The organism is Mesorhizobium ciceri WSM4083 (genome assembly GCF_000519305.1).
Taxonomy (GTDB): Bacteria; Pseudomonadota; Alphaproteobacteria; order Rhizobiales; family Rhizobiaceae; genus Mesorhizobium; species Mesorhizobium ciceri_B.
In genome coordinates, this window is sequence record NZ_KI912610.1 from 853,086 (window position 1) to 875,011 (window position 21,926).

Sequence of the window (21,926 nt, forward strand, 5' to 3'; positions counted from 1 at the left end):
ACACCACGCCTGCTAGAGAGCGAGCGTCCCGGGGGGTGAGATTTCTTTGGCAATGAAGCGTCTGGTCATCAATCTCGATCGGTCTCCCGATCGCCTTGCCCGCGTGACGGCGGAGTTTGCCCGCATCGGCGTCCCATTCGAACGCGTTCAGGCCATCGACGCACGGGATCGGCCGGAGCTGGACCAGCTGCCGCAAAATGTCGGATATCGGAACAGGCTGCCATTGACTGACGGCGAGATCGCCTGCCTGCTCAGTCACCGGGCCTGCTGGGCAGCCATCGCGCAAGGCGACGCTCGCTACGGGGCGATTTTCGAGGACGACATCGTCTTTGCCGCAAAAGCCGGCGCATTGCTTCGCGACAGCGACTGGATCCCAGCCGATGCCGAAGTCGTCAAGCTCGAAAGCTACTTCTGTAAGACCGTGATCCGACGCAAGCGCATTGCCATCGGTCACGGCTTTTCCACATCCAAACTCGACGCCGGACATATAGGAACCGCCGGCTACATCATCTCCAGGCAAACCGCGCTCGACCTGATCAAGGCCACCGAGGAGATCGGCATCGCTGTCGACGACCTTGTCTTCAACCCGGAGTTTTCGGTTTTGCGAGGCGAGACGATCTACCAGCTTGTTCCTGCGCTCTGCGCGCAAGATCAGTTCCTTGGTGACAGGGCGCTCCAATTGCCAAGCCTGCTCAGGGAAAAGCGGGATATCCAGTGCGCCGCCGGGACCGCGAGACGCAGAAAGACAGTCATAGCGAAGGGAAAAGCCGAGGCTCGGCGTATAGGCAAGCGCATTGTCGATTTCTGTCGGCTGAAGCGGAGAATGGTCATTCCATTTATCTATCCGAGCCAAAGTTCAGCCGGGTCTTGAACCGGCTTTCAACGCCCCATACCCAGCGCCGCGAAAACGCGCTATAGACGCCGCCGAAACGGCAAGGCCGGCTGGGTATATGGCAAGAATCTCCCTGAAGCTCGATGAATTGATCGACGGCGAAGCCTTGCGCCGCGAGATGACCGCGCTGACCGCGGCCACGGCGGGCGACGGCTCAGGGCAGGCCGCGCGCAACGGCGTGCTCCAACTGCTCAAGGGACGGCTGGCGGAAGGGCGCGCCATTGCCGAACGCATGCTGATGGACGATGGCGGCGGCAGCGCCTGCGCGGCGCGGCTGTCGCATCTCATGGACGAGATCATCCGGGCGCTTTACGATTTCGCCGTCACCCACGTCTACCGGGTCAAGAACCCGTCTTCGGCGGAGCGCATGGCCGTGGTCGCTGTGGGCGGCTACGGCCGTGGAACGCTGGCGCCCGGATCCGACATCGACCTGTTGTTCCTGCTGCCCTACAAGCAGACGCCGTGGGGCGAACAGACAGTCGAATACATGCTCTACATGCTGTGGGACCTGGGGCTGAAGGTCGGCCACGCCACCCGTAATATCGACGAATGCCTGCGCCTGTCGCGCACCGATGTCACCATTCGCACCTCGATCCTCGAAGCACGTTTCCTGTGGGGCGAGGAAAAGCTCTATGATGAACTGATGCTGCGGTTCGACCATGAGGTGGTGCGCACGACCGGCCCCGAATATGTCCAGGCCAAGCTTGCCGAACGCGATGACCGCCATGCCAAGGCCGGCGAAAGCCGCTATCTGGTCGAGCCCAACGTCAAGGACGGCAAGGGCGGCCTGCGCGACCTGCAGACGCTGTTCTGGATCGGCAAATATTTCTATCGGGTGCGCACCGGCGAGGAACTGGTCGACAAGGGCGTCTTCACCGAGGGCGAGTACCGCGAATTCCAGAAGGCCGAGGATTTCCTGTGGGCGGTACGCTGCCACATGCATTTCCTCACCGGCAAGGCCGAGGAACGGCTGCATTTCGACATCCAGCGCGAGATCGCCGAAAGGCTCGGCTACACCACGCACCCCGGCCTGTCGGCGGTCGAGCGCTTCATGAAGCACTACTTCCTCGTCGCCAAGGACGTCGGCGACCTGACCCGCATCTTCTGCGCGGCGCTGGAGGAAGAGCAGGCCAAGCACGTGCCTGGCTTCAACCGCATCTTCCTGACTTTCTCCAGGCGCAAACGCAAGCTGGCCGGCACTTCCGACTTCATTGTCGACAACCACCGCATCAACATCGCCGACGACCAGGTGTTCGAGCGCGATCCGGTCAATCTGCTCAGGCTGTTCTGGTTCGCCGACAAGCACGGTCTGGAATTCCATCCTGACGCGCTGAAGCTGCTGACCCGTTCGCTCGGCCTGATCAACAAGTCGCTGCGGCGCGACGAGGAGGCCAACCGGCTGTTCCTCGACATATTGACCTCGGATCGCAATGCCGAACTCAATCTGCGTCGCATGAATGAAGCCGGACTGCTCGGCAGGCTGATCCCGGATTTCGGCAAGATCGTCGCCATGATGCAGTTCTCGATGTACCACCACTATACGGTGGACGAGCACCTGATCCGCTGCATCGGCGTGCTGGCCGAGATCGAGCGCGGCGACGGCGAAAAGGTCCACCCCCTGTCGCACACGCTGATGCCGGGCCTGAAGAAGAGCCGCGAGGCGCTCTATGTCGCCGTACTGCTGCACGACATCGCCAAAGGCAGGCCGGAGGACCATTCCGAGGCCGGGGCCAGGATCGCCCGTCGCATCTGCCCGCATATGGGGCTGTCGCCTGCCGATACCGAAACCGTGGCCTGGCTGGTCGAGAACCACCTCGTGATGTCGATGACGGCGCAGACCCGCGACCTCAACGACCGCAAGACCATCGAGGATTTTGCTGCGATCGTGCAGTCGGTCGAGCGGCTGAAGCTGCTTTTGATCCTCACCGTCTGCGACATCAGGGGCGTTGGACCCGGTGTCTGGAACGGCTGGAAGGGCCAGCTGCTGCGCACACTCTATTACGAGACCGAACTGCTGCTGACCGGCGGGTTTTCGGAAGTGTCGCGCGCCCAGCGCACGGCGGCGGCGCGCGAGCGTCTGGCCGAGGCGCTTGCCGACTGGCCGGACAAGGCCCGCAAGCGCTATGTCGGCCAGCACTACGAGAACTACCTTTTGACCGTCGATCTCGCAGACCAGTTGCGCCATGCCGAGTTCATCCGCGAAGCCGACGTGTCAGGCAACAAGCTTGCCACCATGGTCAAGACCCACCAGTTCGAGGCGGTGACCGAAATCACCGTGCTGGCGCAGGACCACCCCCGCCTGCTCTCGGTCATCGCCGGGGCTTGCGCCGGAGCCGGCGGCAACATTGTCGACGCGCAGATCTTCACGACGTCGGATGGCCGCGCGCTCGACACGATCCTGATCAGCAGAGAATTCGATCGCGACGAGGACGAGCGCCGGCGTGCCGAGCGTGTCGGCCGGCTGATCGAGGACGTGCTGTCGGGCAAGAGCTGGCTGCCGGAAATGATCGAGAAGCGCACCAAGCCGCGGCGCGGCTCCAAGGTGTTCAAGATCCCGCCGCGCGCCGAAATCCGCAACACGCTGTCGAACCGTTTTTCGGTCATCGAGGTCGAGGGCCTCGATCGGCCGGGGCTGCTGTCGGAGATCACCGGAACGCTTTCCGACCTGTCGCTCGACATCGCATCGGCCCACATCACCACCTTCGGCGAAAAGGTCATCGACACTTTCTATGTCACCGATCTCACTGGCCAGAAGATAGACAGCCCGGCCCGCATCGCCACCATCCGCAACCGGCTGATGGCAACGCTCGAAGGCATCGTGCCCGAGCGCGGCGGCAAGTCCAGGGCGGCGGCCGAGTGACAACGACCATCACTTTGTCCCAATTGCGCAGGCAGTTCCCAAAAGCATGAGCCTCGTCAAGAAATTCGCAACGGTCGCTTCCGGCACGCTGATGAGCCGCGCGCTCGGTTTCGGCCGCGAGATGCTGATGGCTGCCGCACTCGGTACCGGACCGGTCGCCGATGCCTTCAACGCCGCCTTCCAGTTTCCCAACACCTTTCGCCGGCTGTTTGCCGAAGGCGCCTTCAACGCCGCCTTCGTGCCGCTGTTCGCCAAGGAGATCGAGACCCACGGCACCGAAGGCGCCAAGCGCTTTTCCGAGGAAGTGTTCGGCGTGCTGTTCACGGCGCTGCTGGCGCTGACCATCATCATGGAACTGTCGATGCCGCTGATCGTGCGCTATCTGGTGGCGCCGGGTTTTGCCGGCACGCCGGGGAAGTTCGACACCACGGTGACGCTGGCGACGATCATGTTCCCCTATCTGATCTGCATGTCGCTGGGCGCCATGATGGCGGGCATGCTGAATTCGCTGCGCCGCTATTTTGCCGCCGCGGTGGCCCCGGTGTTCCTCAACATCATCCTGATCGGCGTGCTCGCCTATGCCTGGTACAAGGGCTCGGATGCCCTCACCGTCGGCTACGGGCTGTCCTGGGGCGTGCTTGCCGCCGGACTGGTGCAACTGGCAATCGTCTGGGTGGCGGTGCGCCATGCCGGCATCTCGATAGGCTTCCGTCGTCCCAAAATGACGCCCGCCGTCAAGCGGCTGCTGATCCTGGCGCTGCCGGCGGCCATCACCGGCGGCATCACCCAGATCAACCAGTTGATCGGCACGGCAATCGCCTCGGCGCAGAACAGCGCGGTCTCCTCGCTCGCCTATGCCGACCGCATCTACCAGTTGCCGCTCGGCGTGGTCGGTGTTGCGGTGGCGATCGTGCTGTTGCCCGAACTGTCGCGGGCGCTGAAGTCGGGCAATCTGATCGAGGCGGCCAATCTGCAGAACCGCTCGGTCGAGTTCACGCTGTTCCTGACGCTGCCGGCAGCCGCGGCACTCTGGGTGATGTCGGAGCCGATCGTGCGGCTGGTCTATGAGCGCGGCGCGTTCGCCGCCAACGGCTCGACGCCGACAGTGGCGGCGATCCTGGCGATCTTCGGCCTCGGCCTGCCGGCCTTCGTGCTGATCAAGGCGTTCACCCCGGGCTATTTCGCCCGAGAGGACACGCGCACGCCGATGATCTTTGCCGCCATCTCGGTGGCGGTGAACGTCACCACGGCGCTGACGCTGTTTCCACGGATGGGCGCGCCCGGCATTGCGGTGGCCTCGGCCGTCGCCGGCTGGGTCAACGCGGTGATGCTGCTCGGCGTCCTGATCCGGCGCGGCCATTGGGGCCGCGACGTGCCGCTGATGAAACGCATTCCGCGGCTGGTGCTGTCGGCGATCGTGATGGGAGCGGCGCTCTATTTTGCCGAACACTGGTTCGCCGTCAGGCTCGGGCCGGGTTCGCCGCTGGTCGTCAAGGCGACGACGCTGCTGTCGCTGGTTGCCGGCGGAGCGCTGCTTTATTTCATCACGGCCTTTGCCACAGGCGGCGCCGATTTCGGCATGATCCGGCGCAACGTCAAGCGGGGATCGGGCAAGTCGGCGCCACCGGTCGCAAAGACCGACCTGGACGAGTAGAGCGCCCGACACGCCCGCAGCGCCGCCTTGATCGCAGCGCCGTCTTCGTCCATAAGCGCGCCGTCGCAAGACTTTCGCCGCGCGCGGTTTCCAGCCGCGTGATTGGCTCCGAAAAGTCTGCAACTTTTCGGAATCACGCTTATACGGCCCTCCACAAGCCATGAGGACAATCATGACCGCCTTCAAGCCACTCGTCTTTTCCGGTGTCCAGCCGACCGGCAATCTGCACCTCGGCAACTATCTCGGCGCCATCAAGAAATTCGTTGCCCTGCAAGACACCTCCGATTGCATCTATTGCGTCGTCGACCTGCATTCGCTGACAGCCCAGCTCGTTTATGAAGACCTGGCCGATCAGACGCGGTCGATCACCGCTGCGTTCCTGGCCTCGGGCATCGACCCGAAGAAGCACATCGTCTTCAACCAGTCGCGGGTCATGCAGCACGCCGAGCTTGCCTGGATCTTCAATTGCGTGGCGCGCATCGGCTGGATGAACCGCATGACGCAGTTCAAGGACAAGGCCGGCAAGGATCGCGAGAACGCCTCGCTCGGCCTGCTCGCATATCCGTCGCTGATGGCGGCCGACATCCTGCTCTACCGTGCCACCCACGTCCCTGTCGGTGAGGACCAGAAGCAGCATCTGGAACTCACCCGCGACATCGCGCAGAAGTTCAACAATGACTTCTCCGACCGCATCGCGGCCCTTGGCGTCGGCGTCGAGATGCAGGTCGGCGAAGAGACCGTGAACGGCTATTTCCCGCTGACCGAGCCGGTCATCGGCGGGCCGGCCGCGCGCATCATGTCGCTGCGCGACGGCTCCAAGAAAATGTCCAAATCGGACCCGTCGGATTTGTCGCGCATCAACCTGACCGACGATGCCGACGACATCTCGAAGAAGATCCGCAAGGCCAAGACCGATCCGGAAGCGTTGCCGAGCGAGCTGGACGGCCTGGCCGGCCGACCCGAGGCGGAGAACCTGGTCGGCATCTATGCGGGTCTCGCCGAGATGTCGAAGGCGGATGTACTCAAGGAATTCGCCGGCCAGCAGTTTTCCGTGTTCAAGCCGGCCTTGGCCGATCTTGCAGTGGAAAAACTGGCGCCGATCGCCAGCGAGATGCGCCGCATTTCGGATGACCGCGCCTATGTCGACGCGGTGCTCAAGGATGGCGGCGAGCGCGCCGGCGTGCTGGCCGAAGCGACGATGAAGACGGTGCGCGACATTATCGGCCTGCTGCAGGGCTGATCGCGACATCGGCTGCACTGGCACAAGGCCGGCGGCTTGCCGCCGGTCCGCCGCAGTGGCAGATTGCGGCCGCAAGACACCGAGTAGATAGACATGGTCTCGAAACGCCTCAGCCGCGAAGCCGGCCATCGCAGGAAATTCCTGACGATCATCGACGACACGCCGGAATGCGAGCGGGCCGTCGCCTATGCCTCGAAACGGGCGCAGAGCACCAGCGGCACGCTGGTGCTGCTCTATGTCATCGTGCCGGACGATTTCCAGCATTGGCTGGGTGTCGAGAAGATCATGCGCGAGGAAGCCAACGCCACGGCGCGCGCCGCACTCGACAGCTATGCCAACAAGGTGCGCCAGAAGCTCGGCATCGAGCCCGAGATGGTGGTGCGCGAAGGTAAGCCGACGGAAGAGATCCACAAATTGATCGAGGAAGACCAGGACATAGCCATCCTGGTGCTGGCCGCCGGTGCGGGCAAGGAAGGCCCGGGGCCGCTGGTCGGCGCCGTCGCCGGCAAGGGTGCCGCCTTCCCGATCCCGGTGACCGTCGTGCCGCAGAACCTGTCGGATGAGGAAATAGACAGCCTGGCCTGAGGTGTGCTGATATTCAGGTGAGCCGGCCTGACCTGAATCTCAACACACCTTCGGGCGCGTCCCTGGGGTTCGAAAAAACATTCCGCCAGCCAGCTGTTCCGGCGATGCGTTTCGCTTGAATGTCCAGCCAATTGAGCCTATTTAGAATTGTTCCAAACTAGATGCCCAAACGGGCACGGAGACGGCCATGTTCATCCAGACCGAATCGACGCCAAACCCGGCGACGCTGAAATTCCTGCCCGGCAAGGAAGTGCTTCTGGAAGGCACCGCCGATTTCCGCGATGCCGACAGCGCCGCCGTCGCCTCGCCGCTGGCCGGCCGGCTGTTCGAAATTCCTGGCGTCACCGGCGTTTTCTTCGGCTATGACTTTATCACCGTGACCAAGGATGGCCCCGACTGGCAGCATCTGAAGCCGGCGATCCTCGGCGCCATCATGGAGCATTTCATGTCCGGCGCGCCCGTCATGGCCAAGGCTGGCCCGGCCGCCGAGACCAGCCAGACCGGTGAGTTCTACGACAAGGCCGACGAGGAGCTGGTCATCACCATCAAGGAACTGCTCGACACGCGGGTGCGCCCGGCGGTCGCCCAGGATGGCGGCGACATCACCTTCCGCGGCTTCGAGAACGGCACGGTGTTCCTGCACATGAAGGGCGCCTGCGCCGGCTGCCCGTCCTCGACGGCGACGCTGAAGCACGGCATCCAGAACCTTCTGCGCCATTTCGTGCCGGAGGTACAGCAGGTCGAGCAGGTTTCCTGACGCCCCCTTTGATAATTCTACCCTGCTGACCATCTGGTCCGATTTTCTTCGCTTCCGGCGCATCGGCCAGAAGGAACTCCAAAATGATCTACGAACTTCGGGTTTACCGGGCTTTGCCGGGACGCTTGCCGGCGCTTCTTGATCGCTTCGACAAGATCACCCTCAAATTGTGGGAAAAGCACGGTATCCGCCAAGCGGGTTTCTTTACCACGCTGATCGGTGCTTCGAACAACGAACTGACCTACATGCTGGCATGGGAATCGCTGGCCGAACGCGAAGAGCGCTGGACGGCGTTCGTGAAGGACCCCGCCTGGACGCAGGCGCGGGAAGATTCCGAGCGTGATGGCCAGATCACCGAGACAATCACCAACCAAATTTTGGTTCCCACCTCGTTCTCGGCGGTGTCCTGACCATCGAGCAGGCGTCGCATCGCGCAAACAACAAAAAACCGGGCCGAATTGCCCGGTTTTCTGCTTGGGACGTCCGTTGTTGCCTAGACGGTCCGCGTACGAAAACTGCCTCTAGAGAACGATGACCTTGGCGCCGACCGAGGCGCGGTCATAGAGGTCGATAATGTCCTGATTCATCAGGCGGATGCAGCCAGACGACATCGCCTTGCCGATCGAATTCCATTCCGGGCTGCCATGCAGGCGATAGCCTGAATCGCCGCCCTTGTTGAACAGGTACATGGCGCGCGCGCCGAGCGGGTTCTTCAGGCCCGGCTCCATGCCGCCGGCAAACTTTTCCAATTCCGGCTGGCGCTGGATCATCTGCCTCGGCGGCGTCCAGGTCGGCCATTCGCGCTTGAGCGCAATGTGGGCGGTGCCATGCCACTCGAAGCCCTCGCGGCCGACGCCGATGCCGTAGCGAATGGCCCTTCCGTCGCCCTCGATGAAGTAGAGGAACTTGTTCTGGGTATCGACGATGATCGTGCCCGGCTTTTCCGGGCTGTCATAGTTCACTTCCTGCCGATGGTACTTCATCGGCACTTTCTCGATCGGGATGCGCGGCAGCTGATAACCCGCGTCGGTGACCGCGCCGTAGTCGTTGGAGAATATCTGCGAGCCGATGGTGCTGCAACCGGCGATAGCAGTGGAGAGCGCCAGTGCGGCGATGATTGCAAACGACTTCATGCGCATCAGGTGATCCGGTGCCCCGCCCAAACTCGGCGGCACGAGTCGGCCGCTCTCTCATCGTCATTCATGCTGGCATTTGCTTTGCTTGCCAAGCGCGCGATGCCTATATGCCTGCCTTGACGTACCGGTAAGCGTATCACTATGGCATTTTGGCCACAGGACTCACAGGATTGTGAAGCAAATTCAAAGGGCCTGCTCCATGGGTTCCTGGAAATCGAGGAGAACCGTCATGAATGTCGGTGATGCTGCCCACCGCTCCGGCCTGCCGGCCAAGACCATCCGCTACTATGAAGAGATCGGCCTGATCGCCCCGGCGCGCGCCGCCAACGGCTACCGCGATTATTCCGGAGACGACATCCATCGGCTGGCCTTCCTGCGCCGCGCGCGCAATCTCGGCTTTTCCATCGACGATTGCCGCCAGTTGATGGCGCTTTACCAGGATCGCAGCCGCGCCAGCCACAACGTGCGCGAAATCGCCGCCGCCCATGTCACGGCGATCGAGGAGAAAGTGCGCGAGTTGCAGTCGATGCGCTCGACGCTGCAGAAACTGATCCATGCCTGCCACGGCGACGAAAGGCCGGATTGTCCGATCCTTGATGACATGGCGGGCGCGGCGTTGCCCAGCGACAAGGGCGCCTCTGCGCCTGCACAATGACCGTACGTCGACGAGGCCCGACGCCTGGTCGACTCCTGCCGGGAGGACATCCGCAATGGTCTCGATGACCGTCGAACTGCGCAATGTGGAGGACACGCAGGCGGCCATGGGCTCGGCCGGCGGCCACACGATCATCGTCGACCGGCCCGAAGGCAAGGCCGGCGGCATGGGCCTGGGCTTCAATGGCGGCCAGTTGCTCGCCCTGGCGATCGGCGGCTGCTTCTGCAACGACCTTCGCTACGTCGCCGCGGAAATGGGCGTAACGCTCGACAAGATCGCCGTGACCGTGACGCTGAACCTCGAAGGCAAGCCTTTGCTTGCGACCTCGTCAACCATGACGGTTTCATGCACGACGCTGGACGGCTCCGACCCGGCGGAGATCATCACGAGGGCCGCGGCGATTTCCACGGTCAGCAACTCCCTGCGCCAGGGCGTGCCGGTGAGCATCGAAACGGCCGCAACGGCGACCGGCTTGTCGGAGGAATGATCAGCGGGAACAGGCGCATTTGGCCGCGTGGATTGTCAGAGATCGCTAAAAAGGCCCACCGCCAGCACGGCAGAGCGATTAACCTAATTTTCTTCGGCATCTGGGCGCGTCAATCTGCCGCTCTATGTCTCCCCTTGTCGCAATGATCAACGATGGAGGTTGGCATGGATCGGCGATTGTTTCTGACTGGAATGCTTGGGCTGGCAGGGGCTGCGACCGTCGTCGCAATCGCGCGTCCTGCCACCGCCTTGGCCGGCATCCCGAATACGGGGCCCGGCATTCTCGATGAGCTCGACAAACCGTCCGACGACATTCTCGACCCGGATGGTCCTGATGTCCAGGACGGCGTCGAGTTCGTGCGGCACCGCAGATGGCACCGCCGCCGTCGCCGACGCGGGTGGAGGCGGGTCTGCCGTCGCTATTGGCGCAATGGTTCTTGGCGCCGCAGATGTTTCCGCAGATCCTTCTGGATCCACTTCTGACGGGATCACCAAACGCGAAGGCTCCGGCATCCGCCGGAGCCTTCGCTATCGCTGCGGGCTTGAATCCAATCGGCAAAAAAGGCCCGCCGCCCCTCGGCAGCGGGCAGGTCCTGGAGTGCCGGGGGATCAACCCGGCATGGGATCAACGAACGGAGCAGGGGTTGGTTGCAGGATCGGCCCGGTAGCTTCCTTTGGGTGGACCGCCACCGGGCCTGACCGGAGCGGGGTGTATTGGGGGAGCCCCGGCTGCTTCCAAAATATCACCTTTCGCTTATATTCGCTTTAGCTAATTTACACAGAGCCATGCATCACCCGCAGATGGGTTGCGCACTCCACGGAAGTGTCGAAGTGACGTCTCCCTGCTTATGCCGTTCGACATTCGCGGAGCTAAAGCGGTTGCGTCTGACTTTGGTTGGTGACGCGCAAAGACTTTTTCCTGCTATCGTAAAGTTACCCAATGGAAGTTGATCTGCGCGGCATATCACGTCGATTCGCGCTGACGATCTCTTTGTTTTTCGAGGAACTGCTTGGCGTGTTCCGCCCAATCAGCCGCCGTGACCTTGTGCTCCTGAACGGACTTTCTGAAAGCCTTGCGCAGAGTGTCAAGGTCAAAGGCCCACAGTTGTTCACCATCAGTGCTGTTCAATTTTGCGGCGCCCGCCCCCATCAGAACGGCTGGTCCGCGCCTAGAGGCGCCTCGGGCTTTAGTTGAGAGCTCTCTAATATTCCTATATTTTTCATCCGCACGATTCGCTTGGTTTCATCGCCTGAAGGCAACTCGATGAAGAATTACCGTGTTGAAGAAATGGACGGGGAATCCATTGTTTCGACGATCGACGCACAAGGGCGAACGCCTTTTGAGGCAGCAGAGAAGGCGCTGGGGCAGAGGGTTACTCTGCGATGCGGTTGCAGCAAGTGGATACGGGTCACTGACCTTATTGTGACAATGCCAACCCGGTTTCGGCCTCGCTATTTTGAATTCAAACGTGCATTTGGGTAGCGCTTAATGGTGATACATTAGATGGAACTAAAGCTCTGTTCAGCCGTTGCAGTGGCCGGAGTAGGGGTGCTTTCCAATGAATGATGTCGCAGTTCTGGTCGTCGAAGACGAACCGCTGATCTTGCTCGACCTTGAAACAGGGTTGGAAGAGGCTGGCTTTCGGGTGGTCGGGTCGCGAACGGCTGAAGCGGCCATAGAGGCGTTTGACAGGGCCCCGGAAAGCTTTAGCGCCCTCGTTACGGACGTTCGGCTTGGGGCTGGTAAAAACGGTTGGCAACTAGCCAGGCATGTAAGACGAGCGAACTTGGCAATACCCGTGGTTTATGTCAGCGGCGATAGCGCGCCCCATTGGGCTGCGGAAGGCGTGCCCGACAGCTTCATGATCTCCAAGCCGTTTGTAATACCACAAGTCATTACGGCCCTGTCTACACTGCTAAATCAGCAGCACCCGGCCCCACATGCCGATGAGTCGGTTTAGCTTTATTGGCCCTAGGTTTGTCAACCGGATAATCGCCCATAATAAGCAGGTTCAAACCGTGAACAAAATCTGGCATGGTGCCTGGCATGCCGATCATCTCCCCCATCCTCATCAATCCTCTCATCGACGGCCGCCAGTCCGAACGCGCCATGCTGGTGCGGCGCGGTGTACAGCGGCTGCTCATGGATATGGGCGCACATGTGTTGCCCGAACTGTCGCTGGCCACGGGCCGCCGCGCCGACCTCGTCGCACTGACCCGGCAGGGCGATATCTGGATCATCGAGATCAAATCCTCGATCGAGGATTTCAGGGTCGACCGCAAATGGCCCGACTACCGGCTGCATTCCGACCGCTTCTTCTTCGCCACCCATCCCGGCGTACCCTCGGAGATCTTTCCGCAGGAATGCGGCTTCATCCTTTCCGACGGCTATGGCGCCGAGATCCTGCGAGATGCGCCCGAGCACCGCATGGCTGCGGCAACGCGCAAGGCGCTGATGCTGCGGATCGCGCGGGCCGGTGCTTCGCGGCTGCTGGCGGCAGAGCTTGCCGGCGTGTCGGTGCCGGCGCTGGAGGGTGAGAGCGAGTAACGGCCGTCCTTCAGTCTCTATGACCGGCTCTACTCTTCATCGTCCTCCACGCCACCCCTGGCGGGCGCCATGAGCAGCACGGCAGCACCAAGGATGGCGGCGATGAACGAGCCGGCGAGGATGCCGACCTTGACCGCGTCCTGCAGCGCCACGTCGCCGGCGAAGGCGAGCAGGCCGATGAACAGGCTCATGGTGAAGCCGATGCCGCACAGCAGCGATATGCCGATCATGTGCGTCCAGCCGGCATTGGCGGGCAGGTCGGCAAGACCGAGCCGGATGGCAAGTGCCGAAGAGCCGAACACGCCGACCAGCTTGCCGACCACCAGGCCGGCGGCGACACCCAGCGTCAACGGCTCGATCAGTGCACTGACGCTGAGGCCGGCGAGCGAAACGCCGGCATTGGCAAAGCCGAAGATCGGGATGACGACGAAGGCCACAACCTTGTGCAGGCCGTGCTCGAGCCTGTGCAGCGGCGAATGGTCGAGATCGTGGCCGATCCCGGCGGAGCGCTCGAGCGGGATGGTCAGCGCCAGCGCCACGCCGGCAAGCGTTGCATGGACGCCCGACTTCAGCACCAGGACCCACAGGACGACGCCCAGAACGAGATAGGGCACAAGCGTCATCACCCGCATGCGGTTGAGCACGACAAGCGCGGCAATGACGGCGAAGGCGGCACCCAGATAAGCCAGCGAAAGGCCGCTGGTGTAGAAGATGGCGATGATGATGACGGCACCGAGGTCGTCGATGATGGCCAGTGCCGTGAGAAACACTTTCAGCGAAGCCGGCACGCGGCTGCCGAGCAGCGACAGCACGCCGAGCGCGAAAGCGATGTCGGTGGCGGTCGGGATCGCCCAGCCGGATAGGGCGGCCGCATTGTTGCGGTTGACGGCCACATAGACGAGTGCCGGAACCAGCATGCCGCCGGCAGCGGCGATGCCGGGCAGCACACGCCGGGGCCAGGTGGAAAGCTGGCCGTCCAGCATTTCGCGCTTGATCTCCAGCCCGACGAGCAGGAAAAACACCGCCATCAGCCCGTCATTGACCCAGTGCGAGACGCTGAGCGGGCCGAGATAGGCGTGGAGGGCGGAGAAATAGGTTTCGGCGAGGGGCGAGTTGGCGACGATCAGCGCCAGTGCCGCTGCCACCATCAGGATGATGCCGCCGGCCGCTTCGCTATCTAGAAATTCGCGGAAAACGGAAATCGGCCGCTGCTTCAGATCCTGCATGTCGCCTCCGTCATGCCGCCTGTTTCGGCGGGTTTCAATCGGCAAGATGGCAAACGGCGGCCTTAACGCGGCGCGCGCTTGGCCAGGATGCGCTGCAAGGTGCGGCGGTGCATGTTGAGCCGGCGCGCTGTCTCGGAAACGTTGCGCTCGCACATCTCGTAGACGCGCTGGATATGCTCCCATCGGACGCGGTCGGCCGACATTGGGTTTTCCGGCGGCGCCGCGCGCTCGCCGGCGGTGCGGGTGAGTGCGGCGAAGATATCATCGGCGTCGGCGGGCTTGGAGAGATAATCGACCGCACCGAGCTTCACCGCGGTCACCGCAGTGGCGATGTTGCCATAGCCGGTCAGGATGATGGTGCGGGAATCCTCGCGCTTTTCGCGGATGGCCGCGACCACATCGAGGCCGTTGCCGTCGCCGAGCCGCATGTCGACCACGGCGTAGGCGGGTGGATTGGCGCGCGCCTTGGCAACCGCCTCCTCGACGCTCTCGGCCGTCTCGACCACGAAGCCCCTGGCTTCCATGGCGCGGGCCAGACGCGTGAGGAACGGCTTGTCGTCATCGACGACAAGTAGCGAGGTGTCCTCGCCTTCAACCATTGCGCCAATATTTTCGTCGCCTGTCATAGTCTCAAAATTCCTGCTGCCTTAATTTTACGCAAATATAGTTCCTGAGCCCGATTGTCCAATTTTTAGAGCTCCTTCAAGGCTCTCAGGCGGTGTCGAACATGCTGGCCGAAGTGATTTCCGGATTGAGGAACACACCACGCGGCCACGATATCTGGACCATGGCGCCCTCGCCCAGGCCGCTCGAATTGCGGAAATCGAGCACGGCGCCAGAGCGTTCGAGCAGGGTCTTGGCGATGAACAGGCCTAGGCCCAGACCGCCGCCGGTTTCATTGCCCTGGCGCGTCGACATGTAGGGTTCGCCGATGCGGTCGATGATCTCGGCCGGAAAGCCGGGGCCGTCATCGATGATCGAGAAGGTGACGGTGGCCTCGTCCCAGCTCCAGCGCACGGTGACGCTTTTGCGGGCGAAATCGACGGCGTTCTCGACCAGGTTGCCGAGGCCGTAGATGACGCCCGGATTGCGACGCCCGACCGGCTCTGGGCCGATGCGTTCGCCGGGCCGAAGCTTGATCGAGATGCCGAAGTCCCGGTGCGGCGCGGTGACCTCCTCGACCAGCGAGGTCAATGGCAGCCGCGAAAGATGCGCTTCGCCCTCGGAGGACAGGCTGGTCAGCCGCTTGAGAATCTCGCGGCAACGCTCGCTCTGCGAACGCAGCAGCGTCACGTCTTCCCCATATTTCGGATCCTTGCCGAGCGCCTTTTCCATCTCCTTGGCGACAAGCGCGATGGTGGCGAGCGGCGTGCCGAGCTCGTGCGCGGCCGCGGCGGCCAGCCCGTCGAGGGCCGAAAGGTGCTGCTCGCGCTGCAGCACCAGCTCTGTTGCGGCGAGCGCATTGGCCAGAAGCCGGGCTTCGGCGGCCACCCGGAAGGCGTATATGGCGGTGAAGGCGATCGAGGACAGCACCGCCATCCACATGCCCGCGACATAGAGAAAAGGCATCGCCAGCGGCGCGTCCTCATGCCAGGGCAGCGGCAGACGGACAAAGACCAGAAAGGTCGCCGCCGACATGACCAGCCCGCCGAGGATGGCGGTCAGGCGCAGGGGCAGCGATGTCGCCGAAATGACGACAGGCACGGTCATCAGCAACGAGAACGGGTTGGTGAGGCCGCCGGTCATGTAGAGCAGGCCGGCAAGCTGCAGGCTGTCGAAGATGAGGATGCCGAAGGCTGCAAGCGGGGTCAGCCGGTGCGCCGCCGGAAAGCGAAAGGCGAGAAACAGGTTCATCCAGGCCGAACAGGCGATCAGGGCAAAGCAGAGGCTGACCGGCAGCGGAAACTTCAGCCCATAGGCGACGACGAGCACCGTCAGGCTCTGACCGACAATGGCAAGCCAGCGCAACCGGATCAGCGTGTTGAGGCGCAGTCTCTGGCTCTGCTGGAAATCGGGCGAACGCAAAACGTTGATCATGGCCATGAATTACAGCCGCGAAGCGGCAAACGCTAGGTACCTCGCGGTTTGGCTCGGGCGGTAGCGGTCGCGAGCAGCGGATTTTCCGGCCAGACATGCTTGGGATAGCGGCCGCGCATGTCGGCGCGCACGTCGGCCCAGGAGCCGCGCCAGAAGCCGGGCAGGTCGCGCGTCGTCTGGATCGGCCGGTGCGCCGGCGACAGGAGTTCGAGCGTCAGCGGCACGGCGCCATTGGCGATCGAAGGATGGCGGTCGAGGCCGAACAGCTCCTGCACGCGAACCGCCAGCACCGGCCATTCGCCGTCATAGCGGATCGGCACATGGCTGCCCGACGGGGCATCGAAATGGGTCGGCGCCAGCGTATCGATCCTGCGCTGCAGATCATGCGGCACGAGGCTGGCCAGTCCGGCCGAGACAACGCCCGCATCGATGGCGGCAAGCGATGCCGCGCCGGCGAGGTAAGGCAGCAGCCAGTCGTCGAGGCGCTCGATGAGGGCGGCATCCGCCATATCGGGCCAGGGCGCGCCAAGGCCGCGATGCAGCCAGCCAAGCCGCTGGCGCAGCGTTTGCGCCTCCTTGCTCCAGGTCAGCAGCGACAGCCCGTGCTGGCGCACCGCATCGAGGACGGCGCGGTCGGCGTCGAGCCCCGTTGGCGGCGGCAGCATGCGCTCGGCGAGCGTGATGGCGCCAAGGCGCACGGTTTCACGCACACGCACGGCGCGCTTGTCGCGGTCGAAGCTCGTTTCGCGGCGAGCCTCGATCCTGTCCGCCAGCGCAGCGCGGACATCGTCCTCGCCGATCGCCGCTGCCGCCGTGATGCGCGCATTCTGTGCCTTGCCCTGCAGGTCGGCGACGACCAGAAACGGCTCGCCCGCCAGCGGGTCGGCGGCGTCGAGCATGGCGCCGGAGCCATTGGCCAGCACGAAACGGCCACGCTCGCCACGCGCCTTCGCCACCCGATCCGGCCAGGCGTGGACGAGCAGGGGACCGGCGGCCGCAGCTTCGCTGGCCTTCGCCCCGCCGGCCTGCCTTGCCAGCCTTTCGGCGAGCTGCTTGGCGGCGGTAGCGCGCGGAGCTCTTTCCCCACGAAAGCGCATCAGCCGTCGCTCCAGGTCGGCGCCGTCGCCACCGAGGCCGCGTTCGGTGAGCAGAACGGCAAGCATCGCCGCCTCGAAGGCATGGCCGCTGCCGGCTGCCTCGGCAACCATGTGCGCCAACCGCACCGGCAGAGCGAGCTTGCGCATCGCTGCACCCGCCTCCGTCAGGCGCCCCGTCTCGTCGATGGCGTCCAGCGCGCGCAGGAGTGCCCTCGCCTCATTGAGCGCCGGAGCCGGCGGCGAATCGAGAAAGGCGAGCCCTGCCGGATCGGCAACGCCAAAGGCAGCGCAATCGAGCAGCAGTCCGGACAGATCGGCCTCGAGGATTTCCGACGGCGTGAAAGCGGGAAGTGCAGCCGTCTGCTCGGCCCGCCACAGCCGGATGGCGACGCCTGGCTGCGTGCGTCCGGCACGGCCGGCGCGCTGGTCGGCGGAAGCCTTGCTGACGCGCACGGTCTCCAGCCGGGTGAGGCCGCTGGCCGGTTCGTAGCGCGGCAGCCGCGACAGGCCCGAATCGATGACGACGCGAACGCCGTCGATGGTGATCGAGGTTTCGGCGATCGAGGTGGCCAGCACCACCTTGCGGCGGCCGGCCGGCGGCGGCTTGATCGCCGCGTCCTGCGCCTTGCCGTCGAGCATGCCGTAGAGCGGGACGATGTCGGTTTCAGTGCCGACCTTGCCGGCCAGCCGCTCGGCGGTTCGCTCGATCTCGCGCTGGCCGGGCAGGAAGGCAAGCACGCTGCCGCTTTCGTCGGCAAGGGCGGCGCGGATCGCCTTGGCCATGGCGTCCTCGATAGCGATGCCGGCGGGGCGCTCGTCATAACGGATATCGACAGGGAAGGCGCGGCCCTCGCTCTCGATCACCGGCGCGCCCGACATGAGTTTGGCGACACGCGCGCCGTCGAGCGTCGCCGACATCACAGCTAAGCGCAGATCCGGCCTGAGGGCCCCTTGCACGTCGAGCGCCAGAGCGAGACCGAAATCGCCGTCGAGCGAGCGCTCGTGGAATTCGTCGAAAATGACAGCCGCGATCCCAGGCAATTCGGGATCGTCGAGGATCATGCGCGCCAGCACGCCTTCGGTGACGACCAATATCCTGGTCTTTGCCGAAATGCGGTTTTCCATGCGCATGGCGTAGCCGACCGTGGCGCCGGGTTCCTCACCAAGCAATTCAGCCATGCGGCGGGCGGCGGCGCGGGCGGCGAGGCGGCGTGGTTCAAGCAGGATGATCTTGCCGGCGCCGAGCCAAGGCGCGTCAAGCAGCGCCAGCGGCACCAGCGTCGTCTTGCCGGCGCCCGGCGGCGCCACCAGCACGGCACTGTTGCCATCGCCAAGCGCTTCCCTCAGCGCCGGCAGCACGGCGGATACAGGAAGCTCCGGCAGGGGTTTTGTGGTCATGGCGCCCGCATATCAGCGGTTACGGTCACGGCGCAACCAGAGTCGGTTCAAAGCCTGGTGCGCGAAAACGGGTTCCAGCGCACCGTGCCCAGCCGCGCCTCCTCCCGCACCATGGTCAACAGGCCGGCGCCGCCAACGACCGCCAGGCCAACCAGCGACAACCCGTCCGGATATTCCTGGAAGAACAACGCGCCGAGGATCACCGCCCAGGCGATCTGCGAATAATGCGTCGGCGCGACCCGGTTGGCAGGCGCGTATTTCATGGCCAGCAGTTGAAGGAATTGTCCGCCCGCGGTGAAGGCACCGGCCATCACCAGCCACAGCAACTGCTTTCCGCTGGGAACAGTGAAGGCGGTGGCGGCGGCACCGATGCCGTTGAACAGCAGCCCGCAACCGACCAGCACGCCGAGCATGGTGGTGCGCTTTTCCTGCTGCGCCAGCGAGCGCATCAGGATGACGCTGGTGGCGGCGAGGAAGGCAACGCCGAAGGCGGCAAGATGGCCGAGATTGAGTTCGCGAAAGCCAGGCCGCACCACCAGCATGACTCCGGCAAAACCGGCGACCACCGCCAGCCAGCGCCAGGGGCCGACCTTCTCCTTGAGGATCACCATGGAGAGAATGGTGACGCAGAGCGGCGCCAGGAAGATCAGCGCATAGGACTCGGCCAGCGGAATGGTGGTGAAGGCGTAGACGCTGAGCACGCCGGAAGCGATGCCCGCCCAGGCACGCGCCTGCACCGCCCATGGCCTTTTGGTGCGCCAGAAATCGCGCCAGCGTTCGCCCGCAGGCCGCGTGAAGAACAGGAAGAAGCCCGCGAACAAGGTTATGAAAAAGCCGATCTCGAAGATCGTGAGCTGACCACCCAGGCTTTTGACAACGGCATCGCTGCCCGAATAGCTTGCGTAGGCGATCAGGGCGAGCAGGATTCCGTTCGTCACGTTGTTCCAGTTCCGGGGAGAGAGTGATTTGAAAATCCTGGCGCTCGGTGCGCATCCGGACGACATCGAGATCTTCATGTTCGGTACGATGGCCGCCTATGCCGCGCAAGGCGCAGAACTCACTTTTGCCATGGCCACGGATGGTGCCAGGGGCGGCACGAGTGATCCCGCTGTTCTCGCTCGTGTCCGTCGCGATGAAGCAACGGCCGCGGCCGCGCTGGTAGGCGCAAAGCTGCGCTTCCTCGACTTCCCGGACGGCGAGTTGGTGGCCGATACGGCGCTGATTGGAGCTCTGAAAGCACTGATCGGTCAAACCGGCCCGGATCTGGTGATCACGCATGCGCCCAACGACTATCACGCCGACCATCGCGCGCTGTCGGACGGCGTGCGCATCGCGGCGTCTTTCGCCGTCCCGGTGCTGCATGCCGACACGATGGGCGGCACCGGTTTTTCGCCGACGCACTATGTCGACATTTCCGCCCATGCCGACGTCAAGGCCGGGGCGATCCGAATGCATCAGTCGCAGGATCCCGACCGCTTCGTCGACATCGCGCGGACACAGAACGCCTTTCGCGCCGGCCAGTGCAACGGCGTGCAAGGCTCGCTGGCCGAAGCGTTCCGCTTCGAACCGTCGTTCCCGTTCGCCGATATCCGTATGCTGCTGCCGCCGGCGCCGCCGATCCGGAAGGTCATGGTGAGCACCAAACGGGTCGACTGAGAGCCGCTACGATTTTGGAGCCAGGTCGGAACGAGCCCGCACGGCTTCGATAGACCGCGCGGATCCGACCAGTGATCCGCACTTTTCCCAACGTTTTCAGAGACCGCCACAAGCATGCTGCGGCGCAGCAACGAATTCGCTTGCCTTGTTTAGTAAAAATTGCATCACTAAACAAATTACTAAACATCCGCAGCGTAACCGCGCAGCCATGTTTGGGCCCCTGAGGAGAGGGGTTGAGGGTTTTTGAAACCGTCATCCGGGCGCGTTTCGCAAATGGGAGGAAGTCATGAAATCGAGCTTGAAACTGGCGTTGGGACTGACCTCGGCGATCACCGCGTCGACAGCCGTCTCGAACGTCGCGCACGCTGAAGACCTGACGCTGTGCTGGGCCGCCTGGGACCCGGCCAACGCGCTTGTCGAACTGTCCAAGGATTTTACCAAGGAAACCGGCATCGGCATGAAATTCGAGTTCGTGCCGTGGACCAACTATGCCGACCGTTTCCTCAACGAGCTCAACTCGCACGGCAAATTGTGCGACCTGATCATCGGCGACAGCCAGTGGATCGGCGGCGCCGCCGAGAACGGCCATTACGTCAAGCTGAACGACTTCTTCGACAAGGAGAAGATCAGCATGGACGATTTCGTGCCGGCAACCGTCGTCGGCTATTCGGAATGGCCGAAGAACACGCCGAACTACTGGGCGCTGCCGGCCATGGGCGACGTCGTCGGCTGGACCTATCGCAAGGACTGGTTCTCCAAGCCGGAGCTGCAGAAGGAATTCAAGGAGAAGTACGGTTGGGATCTCGGCCCGCCGACCACTTTCGACCAGTTGAAGCAGGTCGCCGAGTTCTTCCAGAAGCGCGAGATCGACGGCAAGACCGTCTATGGCGCCTCGATCTACACCGAGCGCGGCTCTGAAGGCATCACCATGGGCGCCATGGACGTGCTCTACAGCTATGGCTTCCAGTACGAAAACCCCAAGAAACCCTACGAAATGGAAGGCTTCGTCAATTCCGACAAGTCGGTGAAGGGGCTGGAATTCTACAAGGCGCTCTATGATTGCTGCACGCCGCCCGGCGCCTCGAACAGCTACATGGGCGAAGGCGTCGACGCCTTCAAATCCGGCCAGGTGGCTATGCACATGAACTTCGCCTTCACATGGCCGGGCCTGCAGAAGGACGAGAATGTCGGCGGCGACAAGATCGGTTACTTCGTCAACCCGAAGGGTCCGGACGGCGAGCAGTTCGCGCAGCTCGGCGGCCAGGGTATCTCGGTAGTGTCCTATTCCGACAAGCAAGAGGCGGCGCTGAAATACATCAAGTGGTTCGCCAACAAGGACGTGCAGGCCAAGTGGTGGTCGCTTGGCGGCTATTCCTGCCTGAACGCCGTCGTCAAGGATCCGGGCTTTCCGGCCAGCCAGCCCTACGCGCAGACCTTCCTCGACTCGATGGCCATCGTGAAGGACTTCTGGGCCGAGCCCAGCTACGCCCCGCTGCTGCAGGCTTCGCAGAAGCGCTTCCACGACTATGTCGTCGCCGGCCAGGGTTCGGCCAAGGACGCTCTCGACGGCCTGGTCAAGGACTGGACACAGGTCTTCCAGGACGATGGCAAAATGTAACCGGCTCCTCCCGAGCTAAGCCCAAGCATCCCGTGCCGCCTTGGCACGGGATGCAGTTCAGATAAATTCCATGACAGAGAC

General features: G+C 63.3%; 20 protein-coding genes. 14 read left to right on the forward strand and 6 right to left on the reverse strand.

Annotation, left to right across the window (positions count from 1 at the left end; genetic code table 11):
- Positions 1-52: 52 nt before the first annotated feature.
- From MESCI2_RS0130130 to MESCI2_RS0130160, 7 genes are all read left to right on the forward strand, one after another.
- Positions 53-871 carry a glycosyltransferase family 25 protein gene (locus MESCI2_RS0130130; protein ID WP_027039716.1) on the forward strand — a complete coding sequence of 273 codons (819 nt, stop codon included), beginning with the start codon at positions 53-55 and terminating at the stop codon, positions 869-871.
- A gap of 79 nt (positions 872-950) precedes the next feature.
- Positions 951-3,752, forward strand: a complete 2,802-nt coding sequence (locus tag MESCI2_RS0130135) for a [protein-PII] uridylyltransferase (RefSeq protein WP_027039717.1) — start codon at positions 951-953, stop codon at positions 3,750-3,752.
- A gap of 46 nt (positions 3,753-3,798) precedes the next feature.
- A complete protein-coding gene (murJ, locus tag MESCI2_RS0130140) occupies positions 3,799-5,406 on the forward strand; it encodes a murein biosynthesis integral membrane protein MurJ (RefSeq protein ID WP_027039718.1) in 1,608 nt (535 codons plus the stop codon).
- Positions 5,407-5,578: 172 nt separating this feature from the next.
- Positions 5,579-6,646: a tryptophan--tRNA ligase gene (gene trpS / locus MESCI2_RS0130145; protein WP_027039719.1), complete on the forward strand. Its 1,068-nt coding sequence runs from the start codon at positions 5,579-5,581 to the stop codon at positions 6,644-6,646.
- A 93-nt stretch (positions 6,647-6,739) separates the two neighbouring features.
- Positions 6,740-7,231: a universal stress protein gene (locus MESCI2_RS0130150; RefSeq protein WP_013528063.1), complete on the forward strand. Its 492-nt coding sequence runs from the start codon at positions 6,740-6,742 to the stop codon at positions 7,229-7,231.
- 187 nt (positions 7,232-7,418) lie between these two features.
- On the forward strand, positions 7,419-7,988 hold the full coding sequence (locus tag MESCI2_RS0130155) for a NifU family protein (RefSeq protein ID WP_023811631.1): 570 nt from the start codon (positions 7,419-7,421) through the stop codon (positions 7,986-7,988).
- 83 nt (positions 7,989-8,071) lie between these two features.
- Positions 8,072-8,398 carry an NIPSNAP family protein gene (locus MESCI2_RS0130160; protein WP_027039720.1) on the forward strand — a complete coding sequence of 109 codons (327 nt, stop codon included), beginning with the start codon at positions 8,072-8,074 and terminating at the stop codon, positions 8,396-8,398.
- Positions 8,399-8,509: 111 nt separating this feature from the next.
- Here the strand turns inward: MESCI2_RS0130160 and MESCI2_RS0130165 are convergent, their stop codons facing one another.
- Positions 8,510-9,127, reverse strand: coding sequence for a L,D-transpeptidase (locus MESCI2_RS0130165; protein ID WP_013528066.1), 618 nt, complete (start codon positions 9,125-9,127; stop codon positions 8,510-8,512).
- A gap of 226 nt (positions 9,128-9,353) precedes the next feature.
- On the opposite strand from MESCI2_RS0130165, the gene cueR reads away from it, so the two are divergent.
- The 5 genes from cueR (at position 9,354) to MESCI2_RS0130195 (ending at position 12,813) form a co-directional block, all read left to right on the forward strand.
- Positions 9,354-9,779: a Cu(I)-responsive transcriptional regulator gene (cueR, locus tag MESCI2_RS0130170; RefSeq protein WP_027039721.1), complete on the forward strand. Its 426-nt coding sequence runs from the start codon at positions 9,354-9,356 to the stop codon at positions 9,777-9,779.
- A 55-nt stretch (positions 9,780-9,834) separates the two neighbouring features.
- Complete coding sequence (locus MESCI2_RS0130175) at positions 9,835-10,266, forward strand: OsmC family protein (protein ID WP_027039722.1); 432 nt, start codon at positions 9,835-9,837, stop codon at positions 10,264-10,266.
- Positions 10,267-11,205: 939 nt separating this feature from the next.
- On the forward strand, positions 11,206-11,460 hold the full coding sequence (locus tag MESCI2_RS1000000138275) for a hypothetical protein (RefSeq protein ID WP_155936703.1): 255 nt from the start codon (positions 11,206-11,208) through the stop codon (positions 11,458-11,460).
- A 364-nt stretch (positions 11,461-11,824) separates the two neighbouring features.
- Positions 11,825-12,226, forward strand: a complete 402-nt coding sequence (locus MESCI2_RS0130190) for a response regulator (RefSeq protein WP_027039725.1) — start codon at positions 11,825-11,827, stop codon at positions 12,224-12,226.
- An 86-nt stretch (positions 12,227-12,312) separates the two neighbouring features.
- Entirely contained in the window at positions 12,313-12,813 is a 501-nt protein-coding gene (locus MESCI2_RS0130195) for an MmcB family DNA repair protein (RefSeq protein ID WP_050596738.1), read from the forward strand.
- 29 nt (positions 12,814-12,842) lie between these two features.
- Here MESCI2_RS0130195 and nhaA read toward each other — a convergent pair whose 3' ends face one another.
- The 5 genes from nhaA to MESCI2_RS0130220 form a co-directional block, all read right to left on the reverse strand.
- Entirely contained in the window at positions 12,843-14,039 is a 1,197-nt protein-coding gene (gene nhaA / locus MESCI2_RS0130200) for a Na+/H+ antiporter NhaA (RefSeq protein ID WP_027039727.1), read from the reverse strand.
- A 62-nt stretch (positions 14,040-14,101) separates the two neighbouring features.
- A complete protein-coding gene (locus MESCI2_RS0130205; RefSeq protein ID WP_013528072.1) occupies positions 14,102-14,665 on the reverse strand; it encodes an ActR/PrrA/RegA family redox response regulator transcription factor in 564 nt (187 codons plus the stop codon).
- A gap of 85 nt (positions 14,666-14,750) precedes the next feature.
- Positions 14,751-16,082 (reverse strand): ActS/PrrB/RegB family redox-sensitive histidine kinase, encoded by a 1,332-nt coding sequence (locus tag MESCI2_RS0130210; RefSeq protein ID WP_032901426.1) that lies wholly within the window; start codon positions 16,080-16,082, stop codon positions 14,751-14,753.
- A gap of 26 nt (positions 16,083-16,108) precedes the next feature.
- Positions 16,109-18,571, reverse strand: coding sequence for an ATP-dependent helicase HrpB (hrpB, locus tag MESCI2_RS0130215; protein WP_027039729.1), 2,463 nt, complete (start codon positions 18,569-18,571; stop codon positions 16,109-16,111).
- Between the two features lie 47 nt (positions 18,572-18,618).
- Complete coding sequence (locus MESCI2_RS0130220) at positions 18,619-19,509, reverse strand: DMT family transporter (protein ID WP_027039730.1); 891 nt, start codon at positions 19,507-19,509, stop codon at positions 18,619-18,621.
- A gap of 28 nt (positions 19,510-19,537) precedes the next feature.
- Between MESCI2_RS0130220 and MESCI2_RS0130225 the strand changes: the two genes are divergently transcribed.
- Both MESCI2_RS0130225 and MESCI2_RS0130230 read left to right on the forward strand, forming a co-directional pair.
- The gene (locus tag MESCI2_RS0130225; RefSeq protein ID WP_027039731.1) at positions 19,538-20,227 is read left to right on the forward strand and encodes a PIG-L deacetylase family protein; all 690 of its coding nucleotides are present in this window, start codon (positions 19,538-19,540) and stop codon (positions 20,225-20,227) included.
- 286 nt (positions 20,228-20,513) lie between these two features.
- The gene (locus MESCI2_RS0130230) at positions 20,514-21,845 is read left to right on the forward strand and encodes an ABC transporter substrate-binding protein (RefSeq protein ID WP_027039732.1); all 1,332 of its coding nucleotides are present in this window, start codon (positions 20,514-20,516) and stop codon (positions 21,843-21,845) included.
- Positions 21,846-21,926: the final 81 nt, after the last annotated feature.

Excerpts from the sequence above, each read along its gene's own strand:
- MESCI2_RS0130135 (WP_027039717.1), top strand. The coding sequence starts at position 951 with ATGGCAAGAATCTCCCTGAAGCTCGATGAATTGATCGACGGCGAAGCC.
- trpS (WP_027039719.1), top strand. The coding sequence starts at position 5,579 with ATGACCGCCTTCAAGCCACTCGTCTTTTCCGGTGTCCAGCCGACCGGC.
- MESCI2_RS0130165 (WP_013528066.1), bottom strand. The coding sequence starts at position 9,127 with ATGCGCATGAAGTCGTTTGCAATCATCGCCGCACTGGCGCTCTCCACT.
- MESCI2_RS0130130 (WP_027039716.1), top strand. The coding sequence starts at position 53 with ATGAAGCGTCTGGTCATCAATCTCGATCGGTCTCCCGATCGCCTTGCC.
- MESCI2_RS0130210 (WP_032901426.1), bottom strand. The coding sequence starts at position 16,082 with ATGGCCATGATCAACGTTTTGCGTTCGCCCGATTTCCAGCAGAGCCAG.
- hrpB (WP_027039729.1), bottom strand. The coding sequence starts at position 18,571 with ATGACCACAAAACCCCTGCCGGAGCTTCCTGTATCCGCCGTGCTGCCG.
- MESCI2_RS0130175 (WP_027039722.1), top strand. The coding sequence starts at position 9,835 with ATGGTCTCGATGACCGTCGAACTGCGCAATGTGGAGGACACGCAGGCG.
- MESCI2_RS0130205 (WP_013528072.1), bottom strand. The coding sequence starts at position 14,665 with ATGACAGGCGACGAAAATATTGGCGCAATGGTTGAAGGCGAGGACACC.
- MESCI2_RS0130195 (WP_050596738.1), top strand. The coding sequence starts at position 12,313 with ATGCCGATCATCTCCCCCATCCTCATCAATCCTCTCATCGACGGCCGC.
- murJ (WP_027039718.1), top strand. The coding sequence starts at position 3,799 with ATGAGCCTCGTCAAGAAATTCGCAACGGTCGCTTCCGGCACGCTGATG.
- nhaA (WP_027039727.1), bottom strand. The coding sequence starts at position 14,039 with ATGCAGGATCTGAAGCAGCGGCCGATTTCCGTTTTCCGCGAATTTCTA.
- MESCI2_RS1000000138275 (WP_155936703.1), top strand. The coding sequence starts at position 11,206 with ATGGAAGTTGATCTGCGCGGCATATCACGTCGATTCGCGCTGACGATC.
- MESCI2_RS0130150 (WP_013528063.1), top strand. The coding sequence starts at position 6,740 with ATGGTCTCGAAACGCCTCAGCCGCGAAGCCGGCCATCGCAGGAAATTC.
- MESCI2_RS0130190 (WP_027039725.1), top strand. The coding sequence starts at position 11,825 with ATGAATGATGTCGCAGTTCTGGTCGTCGAAGACGAACCGCTGATCTTG.
- cueR (WP_027039721.1), top strand. The coding sequence starts at position 9,354 with ATGAATGTCGGTGATGCTGCCCACCGCTCCGGCCTGCCGGCCAAGACC.
- MESCI2_RS0130155 (WP_023811631.1), top strand. The coding sequence starts at position 7,419 with ATGTTCATCCAGACCGAATCGACGCCAAACCCGGCGACGCTGAAATTC.
- MESCI2_RS0130160 (WP_027039720.1), top strand. The coding sequence starts at position 8,072 with ATGATCTACGAACTTCGGGTTTACCGGGCTTTGCCGGGACGCTTGCCG.
- MESCI2_RS0130230 (WP_027039732.1), top strand. The coding sequence starts at position 20,514 with ATGAAATCGAGCTTGAAACTGGCGTTGGGACTGACCTCGGCGATCACC.